Below are 26906 nucleotides of genomic sequence, written 5' to 3'. Positions count from 1 at the left end.
AATGGGGATTATGAAAAGATGTATCGTATTACTTATTGTACTTTTTATTATGAGTCCGATGGTTATTAGTACAAATATACAGGCGGAGGTTGTAAAAGAGCTTAAGACCGGATTTCCAGATAAAGAAGTATATACTCCTGGAGAATGGTTTTTAGGTAAGAAGCCAGCTAATTATGATGAGAATAAACCACCAATTCTCTTTGTGCAAGGAAGAAATGGTAATGCGGATAGTTGGTATGGAAAAACAGTGTATCACGATATAAATGATATGTACGATTATGCAGTGAAAGCGGGCTATCAAACTGTATTTATTCAATTGTATGATGCTGCAGGGAAAGGGTCAGCGAGTCAGTGGGACAATGGAAAATTGTTAGCGCAAAAACTTGAAGAGATTTATAATCATTTTGGTAAAAAAGTAAATATTGTAGCTCATAGTAAAGGTGGTATCGATACACAAGCTGCTTTAGTTGGATACGGAGCGAATCGATTTGTTGGAAATGTTATTACACTTGCCACTCCGCATTATGGATCAAATTTAGCGGATTTATCATATAGTTGGTGGGCAGGATGGCTTGCTTCTATATTAGGTCAAAAAGATGATGGTACGTACTCATTACAAATAGGTGAAATGGCAAAATTCCGATCTACAATAGATAATAATCCTGCAGTTAAGTTGAACCGCTACTTTACGGCTACTGGGACAAGTTGGGGACCTGTATTTTCAGCATTATCTATGGGCGGACTGTATTTAGCATCATACGGTTCTAATGATGGATTAGTGAACGAATGGAGTGCTAAGTTGCCGTATGGAACACATTTATTTACAGATTCAAGATTTGATCATGACAATATACGGAAAGGTTCGGCTGTTTTCGCAAGAATTGAACCATATTTACGTACAGCAAATGTAGCAGTACCAGCTTTATTAGCTCCGAGTTATAGTTCAGATGAAAAGGTAGAACAATTAAACACAACTTCTAATCAAAATATTTTAGGAGGAGAATTACAACAAAATCAGTGGATAGGGCAAACTGTTGTGGTAGATAAAAAGGCAGAAGGAACAGTCTCAGTTTTAACTGCCTCTTCAGATGTAGAAACACAACTTATATCTCCAAAAGGAAAAGTTTATACAAATAAAGATAGTGCTTTAGCAATTGGTGAAGGTGAATCTTTCTTTAAAGGAGCGACTATAAGAACATTTAAATTTGATAAAATGGACGTAGGAGAATGGCAAGTTAAAATGATGGCGAAGCAGCCGAAAGATGCATATTTAATTGTAACTGATTACAAAAAAGAAGCTCCGTTCGTCCTTCAAATGCCGGCAAAAGTCAAATTGGATAAAACAGATTATAAACTAAAAAAATCACCTACAGCCCCGGAAATGAAAGGTGACCTTTTAGTAACAGTAAGAGTAATTAATAAAGAAGGGGAGCTAGTATCTGAATCAAATGAATCGCAAAATATAAATACTAATACGTTTACAGGCGCTTTGAAAAACGTAAAGCAGCCAGGCGTATATAACATTACGATTGATATAAAAGGGATGAATAAGGAAGGACAACCTTATAATCGTACGATTGTTAAGTCTGTTTATGTGGAGAAGTAAGAGAAATAAACATATAGAATTAAATAAAGTGAAACTTTAATCAATAAGATATATTAGTGTGAACCAGGAGATAATGAATAAAGCGGGGACTAAGTTTGAAATTTAGTCCTCGCTTTTTATTTATGTAGTTGGGCAGGAAGAAGACAAAAAGTATCGAATGAATGTAATTATACAGTACTGTTTGCTTTTGGTAGGAATAAAGATACGTTAACTATTTTTCAAACTGTAACGAAAAGCTAATAAATAATAGAGGGAGCAACTTACATGGAAAATATATTAAAGGTATCCTCAAAATCAAGTCCAAATTCAGTTGCAGGTGCAATTGCGGGTGTACTAAGAGCAAGTGGCAATGTAGAAATCCAAGTGATTGGAGCTGGTTCTTTAAATCAAGCGATTAAAGCAATTGCGATTGCAAGAGGTTTTGTAGCTCCAAGTGGCATTGACTTGGTTCTTGTTCCAGCATTTCAAGAGGTTTCTATCAATAATCAAGAAAGAACAGCAATCAAATTAATTGTAGGTCCTAGAAAAAAGAGGTCCTAATAGAAGGCACTAGTATAAGGGGATTTGAAAAGTTTGATAGAATGAAGTGATCCAAAAAAGTTAGACACGTTATTTCATTCGGAAGTTCCTTGGGCATGGACCCGGTATTGTACCGGGCTTATGTCTTTTAAATGTGTTTCAGCTAGCCCCGAACATAGCACCAATAATGGAAAAGAAGGGGTGGGAAATACTTACAAGTATAAAAGTAACAATAGCAAAGTTCCTTCCTATACCTTTTGGAGCAAAAATAATTAAAATCAGTGATACAAATATTAAATAAATTAAATTACTATCAGATATTTATACGTTAATTATTTATTGGGAATATAGTCTCGCCAGGTTTGGAAAATTTATATAATTTTCTTGCGAATTTTAACATTCCTTCTTCGCTTGCTGTTAAAGTCTTAATATCTTTCTCAAGGGATTTTCCAACCTTTTCTAGAGCATATAATCTTTGTTTTTCTTGACCTATTAGGGCTTGTTTTGCTTTTATTAATTTTTGTTGTTGGTAAATGGAATGTTGAGCAGACAAAGTTACAGACAATATAAAAGCTAAAGTTAACAACAAACGCCGTCTTAGTTTTTTCTTCGTTTGTTGTCGATTGTTAGGATTAAATTGTTTTTTGGGGACTAATTGTTGTGATAATTCTGGGGTACTGCTCATTTTAATGCCTCCATTACTAATTATAGAATTTTAAATTTTTTAAGAAATCATATAAACAAAATGGGAATTTTGAACTCATTTTTGTAAATGTGGGTTTTGTAAACTTTAAATAAAATCTCTATTCTTTATTAAAAACTGCCCTTATCGGAGGAGCAACAAGGGCAGAATATACATGGAGTTGCAAGGGGTAATCTGTAAAATCATATAAATTGTAACATGTACATATACCTATAGTAGTTACGAAAAAGTAACAAAATCGTTATTTTTGTCTGAGTTTGTATCTTTTGCACAAAAATTTCATTTTGTAGAAAACCTCCAGAAAAAAAGAGCACTTAATAAAGTGCTCTCGTGACGAGATCCATTTTGTAAAGACTACTTCATTTACCGTATTTATAATCATAAAATTTTGACGAAAGGGCAGCTGGTGCACAGTTGCCCTTTCATTATGCAAAAATTGTATAAGTCGTGTGTGAGTTAAAAAAATAGTATATTATCTTTCTCAATGTACAAATTAAGTAAAGTGTTTAATATCATACATAAAAGGCGGGGTAATATGAGTGAAAATAAGAAAAATGAAGAATTGAATAAGGTGAAGAAGTATTATTTTAATGAGGATAATCAACCAGTAGCTGGTATAGAGTTAACTTTGCCGCCTGATATAGGAAGCTTGTTAGACCCGAAATCAGTTAATGATGAAAGTAGAGATATTGATAATGAATAAGTTTAATTTAAGCATCCATTCGGGTGCTTTTTATTTTGGAGGATGATGAATGATGACAAACAAACATGATGTAAAAGAAATCTATTTTGCTGTACGTAATGATGACGGAACATTTGATTACAAGAAATTCAAACGCAGCTATGATAAATATGTAAAATTACTTGCTAAAATCCTACGTGATCGTGGATTATCTGTAGAAAAAGGATTGTGGACTCACTATGATGTGACGAAAAGGATGGTTGGTTAAATCTTGGCGGTGAGCAATGGATTAAAAACGATCCATCTTATGTGAAGTTTAGTAAGAAAAGCACAGTGGATTCTTCTATTGTTGGAAAGCGTGTTGTTTCTAAAGTTAGTAATCTACGATTCTATGATTCTCCATCTTGGCAAGAGAAAGATGTTGCTGGATCTGTTGATGAAGGTTTAGGATTCGCGATTGATTCGAAAGTAAGTGTTAATGGTTCACCGCAATATAAAGTACAAAATAGTAAAGGTAAAACATATTATGTTACGGCTAATGAAACTTATGTATATGTGAAGTGATTTTAGGTTCTGTTGCAAAGTTTTTTAAAATAAGCAAAACTTTTTGCAAAATAGAGTGAGGAGAATCCTAAATGAGATATTTTAAAGGAAAGCAATTCAAACAAGAAATTATTTTGGTAGCCGTTGGCTACTATTGTCGTTTTTCTTTAAGCTATCGTGGTGTATCTGAAATCCTACAGGAACGAGGCGTTTCCGTGTACCCTACAACAATTATACGTTGGGTACATGAATATGATAATTTGATTTATCAAATCTGGAAAAAGAAAAACAAAACTGCTCAATTATCATGGCATCTAGATGAAACCTATATCAAACCTATATCAAAGTCAAAGGAGAATGGTGCTATCTATATCATGCCATTGATAAGGATGGACATACGCTTGATTTTCAACTTCGTAAAACACGCAATCATCAAGCGGCGCATATGTTGGCGCATATGTTTATGAAGCGACTCGTCAAAGTCTATGGAGAACCAACGGTTCTTACTACAGACAAGGCTCCCACTTTACTTTGTGCGTTCCAAAAACTGAAAAAGCACGGCTTTTATGAACGTACGAAACATCGTACCATCAAGCATCTTAATAACCTGATTGAACAGGATCATCGACATGTAAAGCGGTGCTTTGCCAAATCTTCTAGATTTCAAACGCTTCGCCATGCTTCTCGCGCCATCAAAGGAGTCGAAACTATTCATGCCTTATATAAACAAAAACGAAGTTTGCAACAACCAAACTTCGTTTTTTCGACGGACAATGAATTACAGAAATTATTCATAACTGCTTAAACTATAACAGCATTTTGTAAACGGGTGTATGTTTTTTCAAACTTTGCAACAGAATCTATTTAAAAATTGCCGTTTCGGTTCCATTACTACACAAATCCCAAAGAACAGCATTTAGCTGTCCTTAGTTTTTTGCCACCCACACGGAACTAATTGTTTCAGTAGAAATATGTTTCCAAATTCCATATATCTGTATTGAAATGAAACTATCTTTTAACTGTACATCCAGTGGAACTATGTCATTAATCTTTCCATTGTATATCTTTTTTATATCTGCTTTGAACACGACTCTAACCTCTAATGTACCCAAACTCATTTTACTATCCCCTCATTTTAAGCCAAAATGGGATTTGACCTTTACTCTTATTATTGATTAGCGTTCGCATCCATATTTTCTTTCCCTTTCTATGTGTACCAATTAGTTTGTATAATTACCCACAGTAGGGTCAAATCGTAATGTTTCTATATTTTTCATACGAGCATCAGCAGCTTTTTTTAGTTTTCTTCTTTCACTAACCAGTATCTTCACTGGTGATAAAACTCACTACAATAACAGCTAATAACTAAACCTACCGTTTCTTTTAGAATAGCCTTTTAATTATATCTTACATGATGCTATTCTCCCTTTTTACCCTATGTATTTATAAGTTACTTACATATAATGCACTAAAGTAAACCGGATTTCAAGAAATATTTTTCCGGAAATTATTCTAGATAGTGTCTACACGAGTTTCAACCGCTGAGAAATAGCAGCCAAGGTAACAGCACCTCAAAAAGCAGACGTGGTTTTTGTATAACGTGTGGCAATGCCACGAAATCTTTTCAGTTTCAAAAAGGCATTTTCAACAAGATGTCGCAGTTTGTAAAGATGTTTATCATACTCACGTTGTTCTTTTCTATTTTTTCGAGGTGGAATAACAGGGGGCATTCCTTGTTTTTTGACAAAACGAACAATTTCATCAGAATCATAGCCCTTATCAGCTATGAGATGTTCTGCCTTCAATCCTGTAATCAAATGGAAATCCTATAAAATCAGACACTTCATCACCAGTAATCATGAATTTTATAGGATTTCCATTGGCATCTACAACCAGATGAATCTTCGTGTTTAGCCCCCTTTTGTGCGTCCCATGTCTTGATTTCCGCCGACTGCTCCTGTCGCGTGTGGATGCACTTTACAATGGGAACCATCAATCATTAACCATTCATAATCTGGCTCGTCTATTAGCTTTGCCAGGAGTTTATCCCAAATTCCTTTATCGCACCATCGCTTATAGCGACGGTGTACAGCGCTAAATTTCCCGTACCCGTTCGGGAGATCACGCCATGGAGAACCTGTACGAATAATCCATAAACAAGCATTAACAAATAGACGATTATCGTTGGTGTTACAACCGCCCCATTTTCCGAGTAGCTCGGTAATGAATGGCTCTAACTTATTCCAATTCTCATCTGTTAAATTATGTCTGTTATATGCATTACTCATAGGTAATCAACTCCAATATGTTTTTGATTATATTTTAGCAGATGTTATATTTTTGTGTTGACACTATCTAGTTAATGAAGCTGGGTATTTTTTTATTTGGTCATAAATTCATTATCAAAGTAAAACTTGTCCATTAAGTTATTTATAATTCCGTTGAAATAAGCGAATTTACCCTTGTTCATTTTTGCTCTGGACTTAATTTTCATAACAAATTCTTTAATAGCTTTTAAACCAATAGTAAGTTCTTGGTCATTATCAAATGCTTTATCACCTGTAGAGAAGTTTGTAACTTTATTGCACTGTCTTACGACCTTCCACAGTTCTTGAATTGTTTTAGATTCACTGTAAAAAGAGCTAGTTAAAGAAACAAAACGTTCTGGTACCCAGTGAGCAACAAAGTCAGCTTGTTCAATATTCTCTTCTGGAGTATTGCTATTCTCATTACTATTACGTTTGTTTATATCTTTTATATTTTGTTTTAAGGAAACAGGGGGTGTTTTAATGGTAGGACACTTTGTAGGACTTTTGGTATCTACCTTGTTGGACACTTCTTCCACAATTGGTTGAATGATAATAGCATTAGAAGTTTGTAACATATCTTTTGTACGCTTCATTGCTACCTGTTTAATCATCTCTAGATCCACAAGTTTCTTCATTAAACGTTGTACAGTTTTATAGGAAACTCCCATCTTTTCAGCTATTCTATTTTTACATAGGAAACTAACACCTACATATTTGCAGCTGTGACGTTTTAAAATTTCAAGTAATGTAATTAGTTTAGAGTGTACATCGGTACGCTTAATAGACATACGAATAGTTTCTCTGTATGCACGTACAGTTTTATTTAGTTCTTCCACATCTTTGAATGATGATAAATTGTGGAAGGATTCTTTAGTTGCGATAACATCGATACGTTTCTTTTCCATATTATATAGACCCCTTTGTATAAAACAAAAAAGCAACAGAATGCCGAGTATAAGCAAACTGTTGCTAAGGAGCCCTTACGTACTGTAGAATAGTCCGTAAGAGTACAGCAAGTGTTTGCCTATCGTGAGTAGGCGGACGGTATAAGAGTGCTACCAACACTACTTATACACGCTGTGCTCTTTTGTATTTTGATTAATAGGTGCCCACAAAAGTACCCACAAAATGCCCACGAAATAATGAAACCATATTATTTGTTTTGAGTTTCAAATTTTAAAGATTCCCTATGAATAGGGGGTTCGTGATTATTTTGATTTGTTATTAGGGTGTGAAGCTTGATTAGAACACAAGTTCACCAATGGGAACGCGACCAATATATGTCTCTATACTAAGAGGCTCAAACCCTTGACACACAACGTGTTGAGGGTTTTTTATTTTGTGGGTAAAACACTTTTATTTGAAAGTAGAGTAATCCACCCACAAAACACCCACAAAAAAATCAAACTTACCCCAATACGTTATTCATATAAGCTTCAAACCCCGAAATAGAATCTTTATTAATTTTGTCGCTAATATGAGAGTATACGTTAGAAGTGATTTCTATACTCTTATGTCCTAGTCTATCTTGAATGTATTTCATACTTGCACTAGACTCTAATAAAAGAACCGCGTGGGTGTGTCGTAATGAATGTATTTCTAGTCTAGGTAAATTGGCTTTCTTTAGTATGCGTGAGAATGCATTGAACAATGTTGACTTCGGTAAGAACTTTCCATCTACTCTTGAAAATACTAAGTCTAATTCATGCTCATATGCATCTTGTAAAACAAGCTTATTAGCATTTTGCCACTTTTTATGTGCGAGTAGCTCATCGACTAATGATTTAGGAATCATGATAGTACGTTTAGAAGTAAATGTTTTTGTATCTCCAAATAATTCTTCTTTTGTTTTAGCTGTAAAATACTTGAAGCGATAGTTGGGATAATAAATACAATTTCACAAATGATCGCAACTTATCTTCCTATGATTGTACAAACTGGAATCCAAATTATTCAAACCTTAATCTCTGGAATTGTACAAGTCTTACCTACACTTATAGAGACAGGACTTCAATTGATCTTGACCTTAATAAATGGAATTATGCAGATGGTTCCACAGTTGATCTCAATTGCAGTAACAATCATCCAAACAATAATCAATGGAATTATGTCATTTTTACCACAGTTGATTGAAATGGGAATCAATTTATTGGTTTCGTTAATTACTGGAATTACGCAAGCTTTACCAATGATTGCTTTAGCAATTATTACGGTCATTACAACTTTGATTGAAGCAATTACAGCGAACTTACCTATGATTATTCAAGCAGGTGTTCAAGTTTTAACAAGCCTGATAAACGGAATCATTCAAATGCTACCTCAATTAATAGATTTAGCGATAAATCTAATTACAAAAGTAGCGGATACATTGATTACGAATTTACCTAAAATAATCGATGCTGGGGTTAAAATACTGTTAGCTATTATTAATGGTATAGTGCAAGTCATACCGCAACTTATTAATGCAGCATTAGATTTAATTGTTAAAATAGCGTCCACATTAATTGCAAATCTACCTAAGATACTTGAAGCTGGTATCAAAATTTTGCTTATGTTAATTGCAGGTATTGTACAAGTTATACCTCAATTAATAGGGGCGGCGCTTAATTTAATCGTTACTTTAGCAGGAGAATTAATTAGGAATTTACCTAAAATCCTTGAAGCTGGTGTCCAATTAATTTGGGCTTTAATAAAAGGTATTGTAAGTATGGTGGGACAATTAGGTTCTACAATTGTAACAGACATAATACCTAAAATAGTGGACACTCTTAAACAGGTAAACTTATTAAGCGTTGGTAAAGATATAATTCAAGGTTTAATTAATGGTATAGGCTCAATGGCTGGGGCGGTTTGGGACAAAGTAGCATCAATCGGAAGTAGCATAAAAAAAGGATTTACAGATTTCTTTGATATCCATTCGCCTTCACGACTTATGCGCGATGCAGTAGGTAAACAAATTGGTGCTGGTCTTGCGATTGGTATGGAAAATTCAATCGGAATAATAAATCGTGCATCTCAAGCAATGAGTGAAGCAGCAGTACCAACAGTTAATGTGGGTAATATAGGCGCGCAAGCTAATGGATTATATCAAGCGCAAGGAGTAAACGGTGAATTTGCAGTACCAGGTGGTGGATTAGCAATTGAAGTACCTGTAATTTTAGAAGGGTGAGAAGTTGCACGTGGTACTTATAGATATACAACCGAGTATCAAGATAGAGAAGCAAAAAGAAACTCAGACTTTTAGTTTTGGGTTTCTTTTATTTTATAAAGAAATGAGGTGTCAACATGAGTTCTTTTACATTTAACAAAATACGTAAAGATTTTATTCAAATAGAAAAAGGATGGAAAAGACCAGCATGGGCACCGTTAAAAAGAAATTTTTTAAGTGTTCCAGGTTATCCAGGTACAAGATTATTAAACACACAAACAGAAAGGCGTATTTTACCTGTTCCAGTTGGAATTATTGTGCCAAATGGTGCAGATTTAGAAACATTAAAAGAAGAAATAGCAGCTTGGTTAATTAAAGAAAAAGCTGTTGAATTAATCTTTGACGTAACTCCTGATAGAACTTATTTAGCTGTTATTGATGAAGGCTTTGATCCTGATGAATTTGTAACCCTTGGTAAAGGTACTTTAAAGTTTATTTGTCCAATGCCTTATAAATTAGGACCAACCCGAACAGTAGATTTTAAGTTAGAAAGCCGAGGGTTAATCGCAAATGTTCAAAACAAAGGAAGCGTGGAATCTAATCCGATTTTAGAAATTGAAGTAACGAAACCTTCCACATTTCTTGATGTATGGAATGGAACGAATTACTTTCGCATTGGATATCCGCTTAAAGCTGATCAAGTTCCTGTTGAAAGGAATCAGCGCGTATTGTGGGATGAAATGTCAACTACCGTGGGATGGACGATGGACAAATGTTCCTAAAACAGAAGATATGACGGGTGGAGGGAAGTTTAAAACAGATGGATATCGTTTTATGGCTGAATATCTAGGTGAACCTACAGTAAAAGGATGGCATGGTTGCATAGCCAAAAAGAATATTCCACAAGGGCCATTACAGGATTTTATTATGCAAGCGTATGTTGGAGTAAGAAGCTTGCATTGGGATCAAATGGGACGCGTAGAAATTGGGCTTCTTGATGAAAATAGCGATTATGTTGCTCGTATATCTATGAGTGATGTTCAATGGGAAGCCGAGCAGAATAGTGGATTTGCTAGTGTTGGGAATAGTAAAAAACCGGGCGGGCAGGTCTTTATTAATGAAACAGGTGATTATCCGAATACGTGGAATCAATATCGCGGTCGATTGTGGTTAGCGAGAACAGGCAATAGGTGGGAAGCTTATATTTCAAGATTTAAAGATGGTACAGAAATCGACGACTCAGAACGCTTTGTCGTGTGGATAGATGAAAAAAATGTCAATATGGCTAAAGTCGCACAGGTCCAAATTAGCATCTGTCAATTTTCTAATAATATGTTCTGTCAAAACATGTCTATCGATGATTTAAAGATATGGAAAGTCAATATGAATACACAAGATAATCCACCGTATATTTTCGATGTTGGAGATAAAGTAGCCATTGATACAGAGAGAAGCCTTGTAACGATAAATGGTAAGAGTGCTATTAACCTAAAGGATATATTTAGTGATTATCCTTTTATTCATAAGGGTTTAAATAAATTAGAAATCATGCCTTCCACTGTCGGAACAGCCAAAGTAACGTATAGGGAGCGATTTAGATGAGGACACCAAGCGGAATTTTACATGTTGTTGATTTTAAAACAAGTCAAATCGTTTCAAATATACAACCAAAAGATTATTGGGACGATAAACGACATTGGGAGATAAAAAATAACGTTGATACATTAGAGTTTAAAGTATTTGATAATACAGATCATGCAGCTACACTCATGCAGCAAAATTTAGTTTTAAAAGAGGTAAGGGATGGACGGATTGTTCCGTATGTCATTACTGAAACTGAAAAAAATTCAGATGATAGATCCATTATTGCTTATGCATCTGGTGAATGGATTCAACTAGCAAAAGCTGGCATTATCAATCCGCAGAAGATTGAAGGTAAAACAGTCAATGAGTTTATTGATATGGCTCTTGTAGGTACGAAGTGGAAAAGAGGGAAAACAGAGTATGCCGGATTCCATACTATGACTATTGACGAATTCATTGACCCGTTGAAGTTTTTAAAAGATATTGCTTCCTTATTCGAATTAGAAACCCAATATCGCGCAGAAGTTGTAGGCTCTCAAATTGTTATCCGATATGTAGATATGGTTAAGAAGCGAGGGCGTGATACTGGTAAAGAAGTAACTCTTGGTAAAGATTTGATGGGAATTAAACGTGTCGAAAACTCTCAAAACATTTGTACCGCACTTGTTGGGTTTGTAAAGAAAGAAGGCGGGGATTTTATAACTATCTCTAGCATTAATAATGGAGTCCCTTATCTTGTAGACAATGATGCGTTTCAGCGATGGAATGAGCGTGGTCAACATAAATTCGGTTTTTATACTCCAGAAACAGAAGAAGATATAACACCGCAACGTCTTTTAACACTCATGAAAACAGAATTGGCGAAACGTGTAAATACATCTTATTCATATGATGTTCAAGCACAAAGCATAGGGCGAGTTTTTGGGCTAACACATGAACTGATTAATGAAGGCGATACAATCCGAATTAAAGATACAGGGTTCACACCTAAGTTATACCTTGAAGCACGTGCGATTGCTGGGGATGAATCATTCACTGATCCATCGCAAGATAAATACGTATTTGGTGATTATCGTGAAATTGTGGATGCTAACGAAGAATTACGGAAGTTGTACAATAAGATTCGCGGTATGTTAAACGATAAGGCGAATAAAGAATTAGTTGATCAGCTAGAGGAGTTAGCAAATAAAGCACAAGAGACAGCTAATAATTCCAAACAGACTGCTGATGATGCATCCGCGGCAGCAAAAGCAGCTAAAGATATTGCTGATGCCGTTTTACAAAAACAGAAAGATTTTCAGACGAAAATTATTAAAAGTAAAACACCACCAGAAAATCCTATTAAAGATTTAACCTTGTGGTTAGACATAACTGATCCAGCTAAGCCAATCCTTTATCTATGGAATGGAACGAAATGGGAGAGGTTGACTCCTGATACTTCTATCCTAGACGACGATATAAAAGGTATTGAGGATGAAATTAAGAAGCTTCAAACAGAAGTAGGTTCTAAAGTCAATCAACAGTGGGTTAAGGAGCAAATTCAAACTGACATTAAAAATAAGGCTGATATCAAAGATGTATACAAGAAAACTGAAATTAATCAAGCTTTAGAAGGACACGTTAAGGTTCAATCGTATGAGGTTGACAAAAAGGCATTGCAAGCCGATATAGCAAATAATAAGAACAAAATTAATGAAAACGACAATAGCTATATCAAACGTTTTACTGAAAATGAGTCAAAGATTACTCAAACAGAAAAAGACATTAAAACACAAATTGAACAGCTGAGTGTTACAAATAAGAAAGTAGACTCTCAAGGGAATACGATTGATGCAGTTCAAAAGAAAACAAATGAAATTATTCAAGATGCAAATGGTACAAAGCAAACGATTACTGAAATACAAACTACAATGGAAAACCAATTAGCTACATCGCGAAATGTACTAGACAACTCTGATTTTGAAGCTGATTTAGAAGGCTGGAAGGTCATGGGTGGAGCTAATGTTAAGGTTACTGTTGGTAAGTTTGCTGAAGGTAATAATGCTGAGATGCCTGGTTTCAATAAATATATAAAGATTGAAAGAACAGGTGACATATGGATTTATAGAGATTTGCAAATGCCTCTTGGAGATGGAATTATTTCTATGTGGGCGAGGGCACAAACTAATGATCCTAAGAGTGTACCAGCTTTAGGGGTTAAGGATAATGCGGACGGAGCTACTGGTGATCATAGTGTTAAATATTTCATAAGTAATGTGCCAGGGGAAATGAGAGATGGGAAATGGCATCAGTTCCATTTCAATTGCAAAGTTGAACATGGAAAAGTACGTGTTTATTTTGGTCAACGTCAGGGAACTCCTGTTGGATCAGTTGTTTATCTAACGGATGTAAAACTTGCTCAAGGTACTGTGAAAGACAACTGGTCTAAATCACCAGGGGATATGACAAGTAACACAGAATTCACGAAGAAGACTGCTGAAATTATTAATAGTGTTGATCAGGTCAGCAGTAAATTATCTAAAACAGAACAAAACGTAACAACCGTTTCGAATGATGTAAAGAAGGTGCAAGAAACAGCTGATACCGCTAGTACAGCAGCGAAAACGGCTGATAACAAAGCTGTCGCGGCACAAAACTCAGCTAATAATGCTAATACTGCGGCAACTAATGCAGATAAAAAGGCTGGATTGGCACAAACAGCTGCTGATAACGCTGATAAGAAGGCACAGGAAGCACAAACTCAAATCACAGCAACAAACAAGAAAGTAAGTGAAGTAGCACAAACCGTTGATGGTTTACAAGTAAACATTTCTAATGTAACTAAAATACAGACGCAACAAGGAACTGACATTAAAAATGCTCAAACTGAGTTACAAAAGCAATCTTCCCAAATTAAAGCGAACGCTGATGCCATTGCGACAAAAGTTAGTGCTGAGTATGTACAAGATTATACTGGCGGGTTAGGTATTAACAATAAATTTAGAGATGCTGACTTTTCCTTGGCTTCTAATAAGAATCTTCAATATTGGGAAGTCAACAAAGGTGGAGATGGAAACGTTGAGTTCCTCAAAGGAAGTGGTCATGAAGGGTTCAACTCGTGTCGCGTTACTGGCAGGGCTGATTCAACACAAGCACATGCTAACTTTTCTCATTTCTTTGCAGCTGGAGAAATAGTTGGTGAAGTTGATTATGTTGTGTCTGTTTATGCATTTGCTGAAAAAGCTCCGGCTTCTGACAAATATGCTTCTGTACACTTCAATTATCATAGAAGTGACGGTACACAGATTAGTCAAGAAGGAAAGCAATTAAATTTAGCTGTAGGCGCTCATATTAAGACGGATGTTCCCTTTAAACCGCCAGCAGGGACGGTCAGAACGAGAATTAGATTCTATGCAGCAGGTGTTGGATTTGTTGTTAGATTCTCAAAACCTATGGTGACAAACGGTAAAACGGGTACAACGTTCACATTAAACCCTAAAGATTATACGGACTACGACAAGTTAGTTGATGATATTGCTGATCGTGTTTTAATAGAAGATTACGACAAGAAAATGACAGAAATGAACACCCAGTTTACCCAAACTTCTAAAGCATTGGAATTAAAAGCAGAAACGAAAAATGTTTATATAAAAAATGAAGTCGATAGTAAAGATGATGCTATCGTAGAAAACATGAATTCCCAATTTAAGATTCAATCTAATGAAATAAGTTCGAAGGTAGCCAAAGGAAGTATTATTTCTTCTATTAACCAAACAGCCGAAAAGATAACTATCGATGTTTCAAGATTAGATATTAACGCAGATACAATGGTGAAATGGTTAACAGCAAAAGGCATTGATACCAATATCATTAACGTTAATGGCGATAAAATTACCATTGATAAAAATGGTGTAACTGTTAAAATGCTAGATTTCCTATTCCAAGACGAATGGGGAACAAAAACAACTGCAGTATCAAGACGAAACTTAATAGCAGATTCCGATTTTTCTAGTGTTGGAAAGAAAAATATTGGACATGGAGATTACTATGGGTTTGAAGGCGGATATGGTCTGCCGTGGAAGTCACAGGGCAATGTAGTGATAGAAAAAAATACAGCTGTATTTAATTACGAACAAATGGTTAATGCAGCAAGGGTAGACATGTACAACTATCCAGAAGCAGTGGTTAACAATGGGATACATCCAGGAAACGAATATACATTATCTGCTCACTTTAGAACGTCTCTGGTAAATGGTGTGCGTAAGACAGCAAAGCCTCGATTACACGTATGTTGTGTGAAGTTTAGGGATAGTGTGTCTTATGACATATGGAATGAGCAAAAAATGGACTTCCCTGAGCCAAGTACTTTTTATGGTGAAATTAGGAGATATTCATTTACTTTCAAAGTACCTACAAACTATAACCCACAAGAGCATGCGTTGATTATTAAAGTGTGTTCTGCAAATGGGCAAATAAGTGCAGGTACAGCGATTTGCGTATCAGGTGTAACGCTATATAGTGGTAAATATGCATCTATGTATAACTGGGATCGAGCAGCAGCAGAAAGAGCAGCTGGTCTTCAGCCATTTAATAGTATTTCAGTAGGCGGTGTAAATAACAACATAGGTCCGGCACCTGATGGTCAAACGTTTGATATATCAACAGAAAATGAGGTTAAGTTCTTTAGGAATATACGAGCGGTACAAGGCGTTAACCTTGGTGGAAATGCATTTCAAGGTTGGGGGCATATCCGTTTTACAGACGGAAGTCGCGGCGTTGGTTTTTACGTCAATAACTCAAACGGTTGGCACTTTAATGCACTTGGATAGAAAGGGGAAAGAAAAAGTGAATCAATCTAATATTCCTATGATGCCTTTACAAGAAGGTGACGCATGTCCCTTTATGGGAAGATTGGTAGATACAGAACGGACAGAGACAGGAGTTTTTGTTCAAATACCTATGGATATGTTAAATAATGCAGGAATCCCAAAAGGTATTAGTAAGGTTGAAGTATGGAGAGAGATGGATGGAACGATAAAGTTTCGGATTGCTACGTTGTGTGAAATATGTAAACGTGGAGCACGTCTATATGAATTAGATATGGGATTTGCTAAAAAAAATATTTGCCTAGATTGTTATACATCGCTAACGGGGAATTATCCGTCGCAAGAACTGCCAACAACAAATGAAAATACAACGCTAATAGAACAGCCATAAGCTGGTCTTTTTATTTTGAATAAAATACGGCTTTTAATGAAGGTGCAAAAAATCAAGACATGATAAAATACTCTTAGATATAAATTTTAGGAGGAAGTAATTTGAGAACTTTCTATCATGTTTCAAATGTGAAATTATCTAAGGGAACAGTATTAGAGCCTAGATACGGAAATACAATAAATTTCCACAGATATTTCAGGGATACTTATACTAGATTTTCGCAATATTTGAAAGAAAGTATATTTGAGGATATTAGAACTAATAAGTTCCCTTCATCACCTTCACGTGTTAGGTCGATATATTTATGGCGGGATTTAGAAAACGCTATGAAGTATAAATGTAAATATAATAAAAGTTTCATTTACGAAGTAGAACTTGAAGAGCCAGACCTTGCTAAAGAATTCGATATGCGTTGGATGGACTTAACTGAATTTCAATATTACGAATCAATAAAGGAAATAGCCGACTATTATTATAGTGGGAAGAGCGTTAAAGATGACTCAGTAAATTGGGGTTTTTATAAAAATAGTGGGGTTAAATTTGAACCAATCTGGGAGACCTTGTATGAAGGGAAAGTAACTGTAAAGAGTTTGGTATCAAGTTAAGAATTATAGATATTAATTCGAAGAGAGACTATTATGTCTCTCTTTTTATTTTGAAAGGAGCTGAACTAATGCAAGAGATTCAAGATTTAAAGCAAGAGATCCAACAGATAAAGTTAGATCAAAAAGATATGCAACGAGACATCCGAAACATAGAAACACGTACCACTGTCAATGAAAAGGATATCGTGAATATAAATAAGCTTCTCGATAAGATTAGTGCCAATACTACATGGATTCTCCGAATCATCATTGGTGCAATTGTAGCTGGATTACTTGGTCTGTTAATGAAGGGAGGTGTATAAATTGGTAGAAATCAGCGTGATAATTGCAGTTGTAGTATCTTTATCCCAGGTAGTAAAAATGCTTGGGCTACAAACTAAATATATTCCATTGCTTAATTTAGCGCTTGGCATTTTGCTAGGCGTTTTATTTTTGCCGTTTGACATAAAAATGAACGTATTCCAAGGACTCATCATCGGTTTATCGGCTAGCGGGTTATACGACCACTCCAAAATTACGAAAAAGGATGTTGATAATAAATGAAAAAAACAATTAAACTAGCTTCCTCTGTATTTATGACTCTATTGCTCCTGTTTAGCTTTGCTACAGGGGCTTTTGCTGATAGAATGCTTATTATTGATGGTTTACCTAAAACTCCATATCGTTTAGGTGTGGGTGCTTATGAGGGTGTTGTAGCTCATAGTACGGCAACCCCAGAAGCACCAGCTATTAATATTCAAAAATATGAGTCTCGTACATGGCGTTCAGCGTTTGTTCACTACGCAGTTGATTGGGATGAAAAGATTCAAATTGCATCTACTAAATATCGTGCATGGGGTGCAGGTCCAGCAGCTAATGCTAGATTTGTTCACGTTGAATTGTGTGAAACAAGTGATCCGATGAAATTTAAACGTTCTTACGAACGATATGTAGAGTTAATTGGAGAAATCTTGCGAGAACGAAATATTCATCCTTCTAAAGGATTATGGACACATAAGGATATTACTTATAAATTAGGTGGCACAGACCATGAAGACCCACTGGATTATCTCCGAAGTCACGGTGTATCTGAGGCTAAATTTCGAGCAGACGTGTTAAAGGCTTATAACGGGAACTCTGTTACGGTAGATGCAGGATCACAAAAACCAAATGAAATACCTGGTACAGTAGAGGTGAATGGTGTTGCATATATTGAGGGATACAATGTAAATCTCCGCTCTGGATCATCAACAGATAATAGTGTTATTCGTAAACTACAAAAAGGAGAGGCTTATAAAGTATGGGGCAAATTAGGAAACTGGTTAAACCTTGGTGGTAACCAATGGATTTATTATGATTCCTCATACATCCAATACAATGGGACTGAAGCTTCTACTATTTTTGGTAAAAGGGTTATTTCTAAAGTGGACAATTTACGTTTCTATGAATCTCCATCTTGGCAGGATAAAGATGTTGCTGGAGTAGTAGATATAGGTTTGGGGTTTGTTATTGACACAAAAGTAATTGTGAATGGTTCGTATCAATACAAAGTACACAACAGTAAAGGCAAAACATACTATGTAACTGCTAATCCAGCCTATGTGTATGCGAGATGAAAATTATAAAAGCAGAACCCTCATAAGGTTCTGCTTTTATTTGTTGTAATTAATTGTCTTTATCTAGTGTAAACCCCCATATAGGTTTTTTTTCTTCAATTACCTCAACATCTTTTAAGTTTACAGACATTTCGTATTCTGATTTGTTAACATTTTTCATACCTAATTCATCCGCTTCTGATTTGTAGGTCGTTCCGATAATGACTGAGTCGGTGCTCCCATCTCCAGCAGCAATACCAAATTTTCGACCTTTATACAAAACATATGGGGTAATATAATAAGCTAATTCTAAGTCATCTTTTGATACATTTTTACAGAACATATTCTCATCCCAATCATCACGAATGAAACCTTGCAATAAATCAATTTCATTTGTAGAGATAAGTTCTACACCGTCATTTGTTTCCACGATTCTATACTCAGACCCTTTATAAAGGCCATATTTTCCTCTTTTAATCATTGTATCACCCACTTAATTATTTTGTTGTTGCTGGAATAAAACGCTGGTATTTTTCGCGATATACTCCTACTAATTTTTCTTCACCATTAATTATCGTGTAGATTTCCGCTCCGTCTTTTGGTTCTAAAAATGTTCCCCTAGGAGCTTCATATTCTGGGACAATTTTATCAGTCGTTGACGCGGTGAATCCGTGCCCGGTTTGCGGAGAAGCTATGTCTGATTTTACATTAAGATCATCAGCAAAGCTTTCTGCATACGGGATTTTAAATTCATCGATGCTGTCAGTCTTAAATCGAAGTACAGCATAATCACTAGAAGTAGTATAAGGTGTTCCTTCATAATCCAAACGTAAAGAATTATAAACATCTTTTGGTAATTTTATGTCTTGAACATCCTCCATTTTTGCAATGCAGCCTCCAATGGTATTATAAGGTCGATCTGTTTTTAAGTATCCTTCTACTCCATCTAGTGTAATTACTTTTTGCATTAATGTATCTGTAGTTGGTGCAGGTACGCTGTCACGGATTGTTTTCATCATTTGAATTTCTTCTGGTGAGAGCTCCGTGTGCATCTTTTGTTGTAAGTCATAGAATTTTTCACGAGACATATCTACTTCATTTAAAACATTATCTATTTGTGAAGTAAATCCTTCGCCTATATGTTCCGACAAATTTTCACGGTTAAAACTCGGAGAAACCTCCACGGCTTTCGGAGTAGTACCTACATTACCTTCACCTTTAGCAAATTGATAGGCTGATAGTTTTTCTTCGGCTTGTCTAAAAATTGTACTGTCAAATCCTGATTTGATACCATTACTACTACCTGCGAAAGCCAAATTATCGCCTTTATTAAATAATTGTCCAGCTTTTGAGATACCTTGAGAGAATTTAGCACCTTGCGCTAGTTTTGCAGCTTTACTGACCCCTTTATCTCCAAGAAGACCTAATCCAATTTGAGTTAAAGCATACGATCCCCATCTTGCACGGGTTTCTGCATCCCCATTTATCACATCTTTATTAAAAGAATCTGATAACGCATCCCACATAGCTGGCAAAGCTTCATCTAAATGGGTGACAGTGTAGCCCATGCCTTTCCAAGTTTCCCAGTCACCTAATGCTTTTATACCGTCAATTGTATCTCCAACAGCATCTCCCGCACCATCTACTATACCATCCCAAACTTTTTCAAGGAAAGATTTTTCAGATGCTTTACTAGGTGTAGTTCCTTTTTGAGTCGTTACATCTTGGCTATCTGTAACGCGGAATTTTTCAGCAATTCTCCTTAGCTCTTCTTCAACATGTAACAGTGCATTAATTGCTGTAAATGCGGAAGGTCTTGCATTATTGAACATTTGAACGAAATTTTGATTCGATGCACCTATCCATTGGAAACACATGTAATCAATTTGATTGCATAGATTTGTATGTATTGATTCTAGTGCATGTTTTGTATCGTTTGCCCGCTTTGCAACTTGTTCTAGTTCTTCAGGCGTAATTTTTATTTGAACCATTTTCTTCCTCACTCTCCCGATTAAAATTATGAGGCAAGAAGAAAAAAATGTAAATATAGAAATTCCATATTATATTAAGGAGAAAAAGAATGTATAAATTCGAAACTAAGGAAGAACTAATAAAATTCGTGAATGATGAAATTGTGAATACGTCAGAGGCATTGGAGATTTTAGAATGCTCAAGGCAGAATCTAAATAAGTTGGTTAAGTCAGGGACATTAGTGCCAATTAAAGAAATGGTTCGAGATCGCTTGTTTTTTTAAAAGGATATTTTAAATAGGAAAGAACAGATGAAAAAATGAAACATCACTTTTATAAAACCTTGATAAATCAACGTTTTTGGCGCAATTTAAAACTTGATGAATCCAGAGGATATATTCCGCACACAAGTTCAACAATGGGAACGGTAATACCTATTTATCAAGATGATTGTAATACAAGATTTATTGCAGAAATGTATGTTGAATGAATTGTTTTTTAAATAAAAATCGATCTAATACAGTTTAATTAAAAGGCTATTATTTGCTCACATTTTGCTCACAAATAATATAAAAACACGTGAAAAAATATGAAATTCCCTATTGAAATAGAATATAATATAACAAATGAAAAAGTGCCATAAATGCTTGTATAACAGGCTTTTATGGCACTTTTATAGTATTTGTGTTATACGAAATGAACAACCCTAAAACTGTTCATTTTTCTCCCAAGATTCTACAATATAATGAGCAATCGTCGGGTTGAATCCTTTACCAACTAAGAACATAATCGCAGCAACTTCCGTTAAAGCGTGTTGGTGTGATGTATGTTCTGCTTCATTTAAACCGTAATCTACCCAAGGTTTTACGAAATCTAGTACAGGTTTCTTTAAAGTTAAAAACTGTGTGCCGACAACTTGTTGGATTTGTTGTTGTGTTGGTTCTGTAATTGGTCCTGGAGGTAAAATTTGTGGCTGTGTAATATCTAACGTTGGTCCTGGAGGTAAAACTTGTGGTTGCGTCGGATCAATTGTTGGTGGTGCAGGTGGTGAGACACGTGCGTTGGAGTTTGGTTGATACATTTGTTGTTGGTATTGCGGTTGTTGTGGCTGAGTTGCCTATGGATTTTGTTGAGATTGTTGTTCTTGAGTACGCTGAGTTTCATATGGATTTTGCTGATATTGTCGTTCTTGATTTTGTGGTGCTACATATGGATTTTGAGGATATTCATAATTTGGATGAGTTTCATATGGATTTTGTTGATATTGTCGTTCTTGATTTTGTGGTGCTACATATGGATTTTGAGGATATTCATAATTTGGACGTGTTTCATATGGATTTTGTTGATATTCAGCTTCTTGATTTTGCGGAGTTGCGTATGGATCTTGTTCGTATTGGGGTTCTTGATGTTGTGTTTCTTGCTCCCCATATTGTTCTGCATATCTTTGCTCCTGATGTTGAGGGGAAAATGGTTGTTGTGGGTAAGGCGGTTGATTATTATAGAACATTTTTATTCCTCCTTCATGATGATGCCTACCACCTAGTGTATGGGCGGACAAGAAAATATGTGATGAAAAAATGCGGGCGTGTTACAATAAGAAACTGGGTGAAGATAAAATGTTAAAACAAGAAAAAATTCAAAAAACAATAACTTTCGTAAAACATATTTTAGAAAAAGATGCAAGTGGGCATGATTGGTATCATATTGAACGAGTACATAAATTGGCGATTTCTTTATCCGAGCAAGAAGGGGGAAATCGTTTTATAATTGAAATGGCGGCATTACTTCACGATGTAGCCGATGAGAAGTTAAATGAGAGTGAAGAGGCAGGAATGAAAAAAGTTTCTGATTGGTTAGAAGATTTACATGTTGAACAAGAGGAAAGTAAACATATTCTCCACATTATTGCGAATATGTCCTTTAAGGGTGGCCATGGTGGCAAAGTGGAATCAATTGAAGGGGAAATTGTTCAAGATGCGGATCGTTTAGACGCTCTTGGTGCAATTGGAATAGCTCGTACGTTTGCATACGGAGGAGCGAAAGGGAGATTAATGTATGATCCAAATATTCCTCCTCGTGAAGTGATGACGAAAGATGAATACCGAAAAAATAACGATCCATCTTTAAATCATTTTTATGAAAAACTTTTAAAACTAAAAGACTTAATGAACACGAACGCAGCAAAACGAGAGGCTGAAGTTCGTCATCGTTATATGGAAGAGTTTATTGAACAATTTATGAAAGAGTGGAATGCACAAATATGAAAATGTTAACTGTGGAAAACTTATCGAAATCATACGGAGATAAACCGTTATTTGATGGACTATCATGTAGTATTACGGAGGGACAACGTGCTGGAATTATTGGTGTAAACGGTACTGGTAAATCAACGTTATTAAAAATTATTGCAGGGGTAGAAATTCCTGATACAGGTGATATGACGCATTCGCGTGGGTATACAATTAGTTATTTATCACAGCAGCCTGAGTTTGATGAAAAACTAACAGTATTAGAGCAAGTATTCCATGGTGATACACCTTTAATTCGTCTTCTTCGTGATTATGAAAAGGCGCTATTAAATATCGAAAAAGATCCAAGTAATGAAAAAGTACAAGAACAATTATTTGCAGTGCAGCAACGTATGGATGCAATGAGTGCGTGGGAAGCAAATGCAAATGCGAAATCTCTTTTAACGAAATTAGGAATTACAGATTTCACAGCAACTGTTGGGAATTTATCTGGTGGACAAAAAAAACGTATCGCAATGGCACAATGTTTTATTGAAACACCGGATCTATTAATTTTAGACGAGCCTACGAACCATCTTGATCATGAGACAGTTGAATGGTTAGAAGAATATCTAGCAAGATACACAGGTGCGGTATTACTTGTAACCCATGATCGTTATTTCTTAGATCGTGTGACAAACCGTATTTTTGAATTAGATAATGGTAAACTATATAGCTACGAAGGAAACTATAGTACATTTTTAGAAGCGAAAGCACTTCGTGAAGAGCAAGAATCGGCACAAGAATCAAAACGCCAAAATTTATATCGTCGTGAACTTGCTTGGATTCGACGTGGTGCAAAAGCCCGTTCTACGAAACAAAAGGCGCGTATTCAGCGTTTTGATGAGCTAAAGGGACAAGAAGGACCAGCTGCAAAACAGTCAGTTGATATTGCACTAAGTGGAAGTCGTCTAGGAAAGAAAGTACTTGAATTAAAAGATGTAACGAAAAAATTTGGCGATAAGACGGTACTACATAATTTTAATCATATTGTGAAACCAGGCGATCGTATCGGAATTATTGGGGCGAATGGAAGCGGGAAATCTTCTCTATTAAATATGCTTGCAGGCAAGTTATCTCCTGATAGTGGTGAAGTTGAAGTAGGACAAACTGTAAAAGTTGCTTATTATACGCAAGAAAATGAAGAGATGAATTTAAATCAGCGTATGATTGAATACATTAAAGAGATTGCAGAAGTTATTCATACAACAGATGGAAAAGTAATTGGTGCATCTCAAATGTTAGAACGTTTCTTATTCCCGACGCATTCACATGGTACACCGCTTGGTAAACTATCTGGTGGTGAAAGAAGACGTTTATACTTATTACGTATATTAATGGGAGAACCAAATGTACTATTACTTGACGAACCTACGAATGATCTAGATACACAAACATTAACAGTGCTAGAAGATTATTTAGAAGATTTCCCAGGTGTCGTTTTAACTGTATCGCATGACCGTTACTTCTTAGATAAAGTAGTAGATGAATTGTTCATCTTTACTGGCGAAGGCGAAGTGCGTGAATTCTTAGGTAGTTATACTGATTATTTAGAAATGGAAAAAACGAAAGAACTCATTGAGAAAGCAGAAGTTCAAAAAGAGAAAAAAGTAGTAGAAGAAGTTCCGAAACAACAACGTAAACGTAAGCTTTCTTACAATGAACAACGTGAATGGGAAACAATTGAAGATACAATTGCAGAACTGGAAGAGAAACTTGAGTCAATTGGAGAAGAACTTGCGAATGTTGGATCTGACTTCACAAAGGCACAAGAATTATCTGAAGCACAGCAGAAAATAGAAGAAGAGCTAGAAAAAACGATGGAACGTTGGAGCGAGTTATCTGACATCGTTGAAGGTTTAAAATAAAAACAAGCTGCATATATTGAAATGTAAAGAGAAAAACTTTACACTATTGGTAGAACCTATTTTAGGAGGGGAAAAAATGAGAACATCTAATCCAATGTTGAAAAAAGACACATTTCGTAAAGAGGGAGCAAGTGCTTCTGCGATGACTATTGGCGGAACAGTAGGCAAAACGTTTATTATGCTTATCTTGTTACTTGCAACGTCTGTCTATTCATACATACAGATGACAAATAATACGATGAAAATGCCAGTATTAATTGGTGCTTTAGTTATTGCTGCAATTGTTGCGTTTGCGTCTATATTCTTCCCGCGCTTTTCACCTATTGGTGCGCCAATCTATGCAGCAGTAGAAGGGGTTGTATTAGGAAGTATTTCAGCGATTTATACAATGAAATTTGGCGATACTATCGTTTTAAACGCTGTCTTACTAACAATTTCAATTCTATTTGCAATGTTAGTGTTGTATGCAACGCGCGTAGTAAAAGTAACTGATAAATTCCGTACGGGTGTAATAGCAGCGACAATGGGAATTGCGGTTATGTATTTAATCGTATTCTTACTAAACATGTTCGGCGTTACTGTTCCATATATTCACCAAGGTGGAACAATTGGTATGATCATTAGTGCAGTTATTATTGTAGTTGCTGCATTAAATTTATTACTAGATTTCGATTTAATCGAAAGCGGTGCACGTAGCCAAGCTCCAAAATATATGGAGTGGTACGGTGCAATGGGTCTAATGATGACGCTAGTATGGTTATACTTAGAAATCCTTCGTTTCGTTTCTTACTTTACGAAAAATGACTAGTAAAAAATCCTGCATGAAAAATGCAGGATTTTTTTATTTTCAAAGATAAAGTGAAACTTTAATCAGTGGGGGGGGTCCATCCTCCATTGATTATTAGTTGAACCAATCGGGCTTTTACGGGCAGTTGATCTCCCACCTAACTCCCTCGCATTCGCCGAATTTTGAAGTGGGAGTCTTACTGCCCGTTAATGCGGGATAAATTGAAAATACGGTATAATATGGAAGTTAGCAACTTGAATTGAAGGGGGATGGAATATGATGAAAGAGAAAAAAGGGATTTTGAAAAAACTATTTTCTAAAAGTTTTTTCATAGAACTAGATGACGCTTTAACGTATCCATCGGCGGAAGTGATTTGTTCGGCTATTGATAGATACGCGACTGAGTGTAATGAACAACTAAAGTTTGAGAGTAAAGTAAAACCGATTATTTTTTATTTAGAAAATGTACTTTATCGTGCTGAAATTAAGTTGGCTCGTGGGGGATATTATATTTCTTGCAGCGAAGTGTAAAAAAATTTGAAACCCTATATGTTTGAAACATGTAAGGTTTCTTTTTTACTTTTATAAGGTATAAAATAAGTAATTTTATTTACAAACATACCATTTTGCAATTTTTACCTTTCACACATTTTTCTTTACAATGAAGAAAAATGTGTGAGGTGGTATAACTTATGATGAATCGAGTTGTATTAATCGGTAGATTGACAAAGGAGCCAGAATTATACTACACAAAACAAGGAGTGGCGTATGCACGAATATGTGTTGCGGTGAATAGGGGGTTTCGAAATAGTTTAGGTGAACAACAAGTGGATTTTATAAATTGTGTCGTTTGGCGAAAATCGGCTGAAAATGTAACTGAATATTGTACGAAGGGGTCCCTTGTTGGGATTACTGGGCGTATTCATACGAGTAATTACGATGATGAGCAGGGAAAGAGAATATATAGAACTGAAGTTGTAATTGAGAGCATTACATTTTTAGAGAGAAGGAGGGAGGGGGCATCGCAATAAAATGGGAATTTAAACAATAGGTTCGGAAGAATTTGGTGAAAAGTATTTTGATAAACTTAAAGAAATGGATAAAAAATATAGATTTATTTATTTTTTATCCATTTTTATTAGGTGTTGCTTCGTAATGTTTCTCAGCTTGAAATTTGTGGGAAACCTGCACGATTCCACAACCATAATGGAGTATGGACATCAATAGGGGCGAGGCCACTATCAGTCAGTACATTCTCCCATATCTTATCTACAGTCTGTCGGTCTTCAGCACTTCCATATAAATTATTTTGCAATCAGTAAACTTACGCGTATAGGATATAGTCCACTAAAAAAGATATATTCTTTTCTTTAAGCACTATAGAAACTTTATTATTCTATATAAAGAAAAAGAAAGAATGAAAAAGTATGATGGTGGGCAGAAAGTAGTAAAATTAAGCATCCGAGTAGGAGTATAGAGGGATAACATGTTACAATACAGCTAAGAACATGCAATAAAGGAGAG

At 35.5% G+C, this 26906-nt stretch carries 19 protein-coding genes and 7 pseudogenes; 19 read left to right on the top strand and 7 right to left on the bottom strand.

What is annotated here, in order from left to right; all coding sequences use genetic code 11:
- Position 1: 1 nt before the first annotated feature.
- Both ACTFQM_RS04720 and ACTFQM_RS04715 read left to right on the top strand, forming a co-directional pair.
- Positions 2-1606: an esterase/lipase family protein gene (locus tag ACTFQM_RS04720; RefSeq protein ID WP_440033599.1), complete on the top strand. Its 1605-nt coding sequence runs from the start codon at positions 2-4 to the stop codon at positions 1604-1606.
- Between the two features lie 264 nt (positions 1607-1870).
- On the top strand, positions 1871-2146 hold the full coding sequence (locus tag ACTFQM_RS04715) for a stage V sporulation protein S (RefSeq protein ID WP_002171638.1): 276 nt from the start codon (positions 1871-1873) through the stop codon (positions 2144-2146).
- Positions 2147-2453: 307 nt separating this feature from the next.
- Here the strand turns inward: ACTFQM_RS04715 and ACTFQM_RS04710 are convergent, their stop codons facing one another.
- A complete protein-coding gene (locus ACTFQM_RS04710) occupies positions 2454-2810 on the bottom strand; it encodes a septum formation initiator family protein (RefSeq protein ID WP_178940131.1) in 357 nt (118 codons plus the stop codon).
- A gap of 553 nt (positions 2811-3363) precedes the next feature.
- Here ACTFQM_RS04710 and ACTFQM_RS04705 point away from each other — a divergent pair.
- The 3 genes and pseudogenes from ACTFQM_RS04705 (at position 3364) to ACTFQM_RS04695 (ending at position 4858) form a co-directional block, all read left to right on the top strand.
- Positions 3364-3531, top strand: coding sequence for a hypothetical protein (locus ACTFQM_RS04705; protein WP_044441988.1), 168 nt, complete (start codon positions 3364-3366; stop codon positions 3529-3531).
- 109 nt (positions 3532-3640) lie between these two features.
- Positions 3641-4074, top strand: a pseudogene (locus tag ACTFQM_RS04700) (hypothetical protein); the annotation flags it as partial.
- A gap of 71 nt (positions 4075-4145) precedes the next feature.
- Positions 4146-4858, top strand: a pseudogene (locus ACTFQM_RS04695) (IS6 family transposase).
- Positions 4859-5624: 766 nt separating this feature from the next.
- Here the strand turns inward: ACTFQM_RS04695 and ACTFQM_RS04690 are convergent.
- From ACTFQM_RS04690 to ACTFQM_RS04680, 3 genes and pseudogenes are all read right to left on the bottom strand, one after another.
- Positions 5625-6341: pseudogene (locus ACTFQM_RS04690) on the bottom strand (IS5 family transposase).
- A gap of 92 nt (positions 6342-6433) precedes the next feature.
- Positions 6434-7267, bottom strand: coding sequence for a helix-turn-helix domain-containing protein (locus tag ACTFQM_RS04685; protein WP_440033598.1), 834 nt, complete (start codon positions 7265-7267; stop codon positions 6434-6436).
- A 503-nt stretch (positions 7268-7770) separates the two neighbouring features.
- A pseudogene (locus ACTFQM_RS04680) lies at positions 7771-8223 on the bottom strand (site-specific integrase); the annotation flags it as partial.
- On the opposite strand from ACTFQM_RS04680, the pseudogene ACTFQM_RS04675 reads away from it, so the two are divergent.
- The 8 genes and pseudogenes from ACTFQM_RS04675 to ACTFQM_RS04640 form a co-directional block, all read left to right on the top strand.
- Positions 8224-9606 (top strand): annotated as a pseudogene (locus ACTFQM_RS04675) (phage tail protein); the annotation flags it as partial. It abuts the pseudogene before it with no gap.
- Positions 9607-9647: 41 nt separating this feature from the next.
- Positions 9648-11112: pseudogene (locus ACTFQM_RS04670) on the top strand (distal tail protein Dit).
- Positions 11109-15902 (top strand): phage tail spike protein, encoded by a 4794-nt coding sequence (locus ACTFQM_RS04665; protein WP_440033597.1) that lies wholly within the window; start codon positions 11109-11111, stop codon positions 15900-15902. Before ACTFQM_RS04670 ends, ACTFQM_RS04665 begins: the two are co-directional and overlap by 4 nt.
- Before the next feature lie 37 nt (positions 15903-15939).
- Positions 15940-16290, top strand: coding sequence for a hypothetical protein (locus tag ACTFQM_RS04660; RefSeq protein WP_440034384.1), 351 nt, complete (start codon positions 15940-15942; stop codon positions 16288-16290).
- Positions 16291-16391: 101 nt separating this feature from the next.
- Positions 16392-16895, top strand: coding sequence for a DUF2441 domain-containing protein (locus tag ACTFQM_RS04655; RefSeq protein ID WP_328045768.1), 504 nt, complete (start codon positions 16392-16394; stop codon positions 16893-16895).
- A gap of 68 nt (positions 16896-16963) precedes the next feature.
- Complete coding sequence (locus ACTFQM_RS04650; protein ID WP_083594720.1) at positions 16964-17197, top strand: hemolysin XhlA family protein; 234 nt, start codon at positions 16964-16966, stop codon at positions 17195-17197.
- A 1-nt stretch (position 17198) separates the two neighbouring features.
- Complete coding sequence (locus ACTFQM_RS04645; RefSeq protein ID WP_071718907.1) at positions 17199-17438, top strand: holin; 240 nt, start codon at positions 17199-17201, stop codon at positions 17436-17438.
- Positions 17435-18490, top strand: a complete 1056-nt coding sequence (locus ACTFQM_RS04640; protein ID WP_440033596.1) for an N-acetylmuramoyl-L-alanine amidase — start codon at positions 17435-17437, stop codon at positions 18488-18490. Before ACTFQM_RS04645 ends, ACTFQM_RS04640 begins: the two co-directional genes overlap by 4 nt.
- Before the next feature lie 49 nt (positions 18491-18539).
- Here the strand turns inward: ACTFQM_RS04640 and ACTFQM_RS04635 are convergent, their stop codons facing one another.
- Both ACTFQM_RS04635 and ACTFQM_RS04630 read right to left on the bottom strand, forming a co-directional pair.
- Positions 18540-18950, bottom strand: coding sequence for a hypothetical protein (locus tag ACTFQM_RS04635; RefSeq protein WP_440033595.1), 411 nt, complete (start codon positions 18948-18950; stop codon positions 18540-18542).
- A 16-nt stretch (positions 18951-18966) separates the two neighbouring features.
- Complete coding sequence (locus ACTFQM_RS04630; protein ID WP_440033594.1) at positions 18967-20472, bottom strand: WXG100 family type VII secretion target; 1506 nt, start codon at positions 20470-20472, stop codon at positions 18967-18969.
- 77 nt (positions 20473-20549) lie between these two features.
- Between ACTFQM_RS04630 and ACTFQM_RS04625 the strand changes: the two genes are divergently transcribed.
- Positions 20550-20723: a DNA-binding protein gene (locus ACTFQM_RS04625; RefSeq protein ID WP_440033593.1), complete on the top strand. Its 174-nt coding sequence runs from the start codon at positions 20550-20552 to the stop codon at positions 20721-20723.
- A 422-nt stretch (positions 20724-21145) separates the two neighbouring features.
- Here the strand turns inward: ACTFQM_RS04625 and ACTFQM_RS04620 are convergent.
- Positions 21146-21946 (bottom strand): annotated as a pseudogene (locus ACTFQM_RS04620) (hypothetical protein).
- Between the two features lie 109 nt (positions 21947-22055).
- On the opposite strand from ACTFQM_RS04620, the gene ACTFQM_RS04615 reads away from it, so the two are divergent.
- From ACTFQM_RS04615 to ACTFQM_RS04595, 5 genes are all read left to right on the top strand, one after another.
- Positions 22056-22703 carry an HD domain-containing protein gene (locus ACTFQM_RS04615; protein ID WP_098306932.1) on the top strand — a complete coding sequence of 216 codons (648 nt, stop codon included), beginning with the start codon at positions 22056-22058 and terminating at the stop codon, positions 22701-22703.
- Complete coding sequence (locus ACTFQM_RS04610; protein WP_440033592.1) at positions 22700-24595, top strand: ABC-F family ATP-binding cassette domain-containing protein; 1896 nt, start codon at positions 22700-22702, stop codon at positions 24593-24595. Before ACTFQM_RS04615 ends, ACTFQM_RS04610 begins: the two co-directional genes overlap by 4 nt.
- Before the next feature lie 76 nt (positions 24596-24671).
- Positions 24672-25403 (top strand): Bax inhibitor-1/YccA family protein, encoded by a 732-nt coding sequence (locus ACTFQM_RS04605; RefSeq protein ID WP_025149343.1) that lies wholly within the window; start codon positions 24672-24674, stop codon positions 25401-25403.
- Between the two features lie 255 nt (positions 25404-25658).
- Positions 25659-25913, top strand: a complete 255-nt coding sequence (locus ACTFQM_RS04600) for a DUF4318 domain-containing protein (RefSeq protein ID WP_025149344.1) — start codon at positions 25659-25661, stop codon at positions 25911-25913.
- 161 nt (positions 25914-26074) lie between these two features.
- Positions 26075-26413 carry a single-stranded DNA-binding protein gene (locus tag ACTFQM_RS04595; RefSeq protein WP_002171706.1) on the top strand — a complete coding sequence of 113 codons (339 nt, stop codon included), beginning with the start codon at positions 26075-26077 and terminating at the stop codon, positions 26411-26413.
- Positions 26414-26906: the final 493 nt, after the last annotated feature.

Source organism: Bacillus cereus group sp. MYBK30-2 (genome assembly GCF_051915945.1).
GTDB lineage: Bacteria > Bacillota > Bacilli > Bacillales > Bacillaceae_G > Bacillus_A > Bacillus_A paramycoides.
The sequence above is the reverse complement of the archived record's forward strand: the minus strand, read 5'-3'. Positions and strand labels throughout refer to the sequence as shown.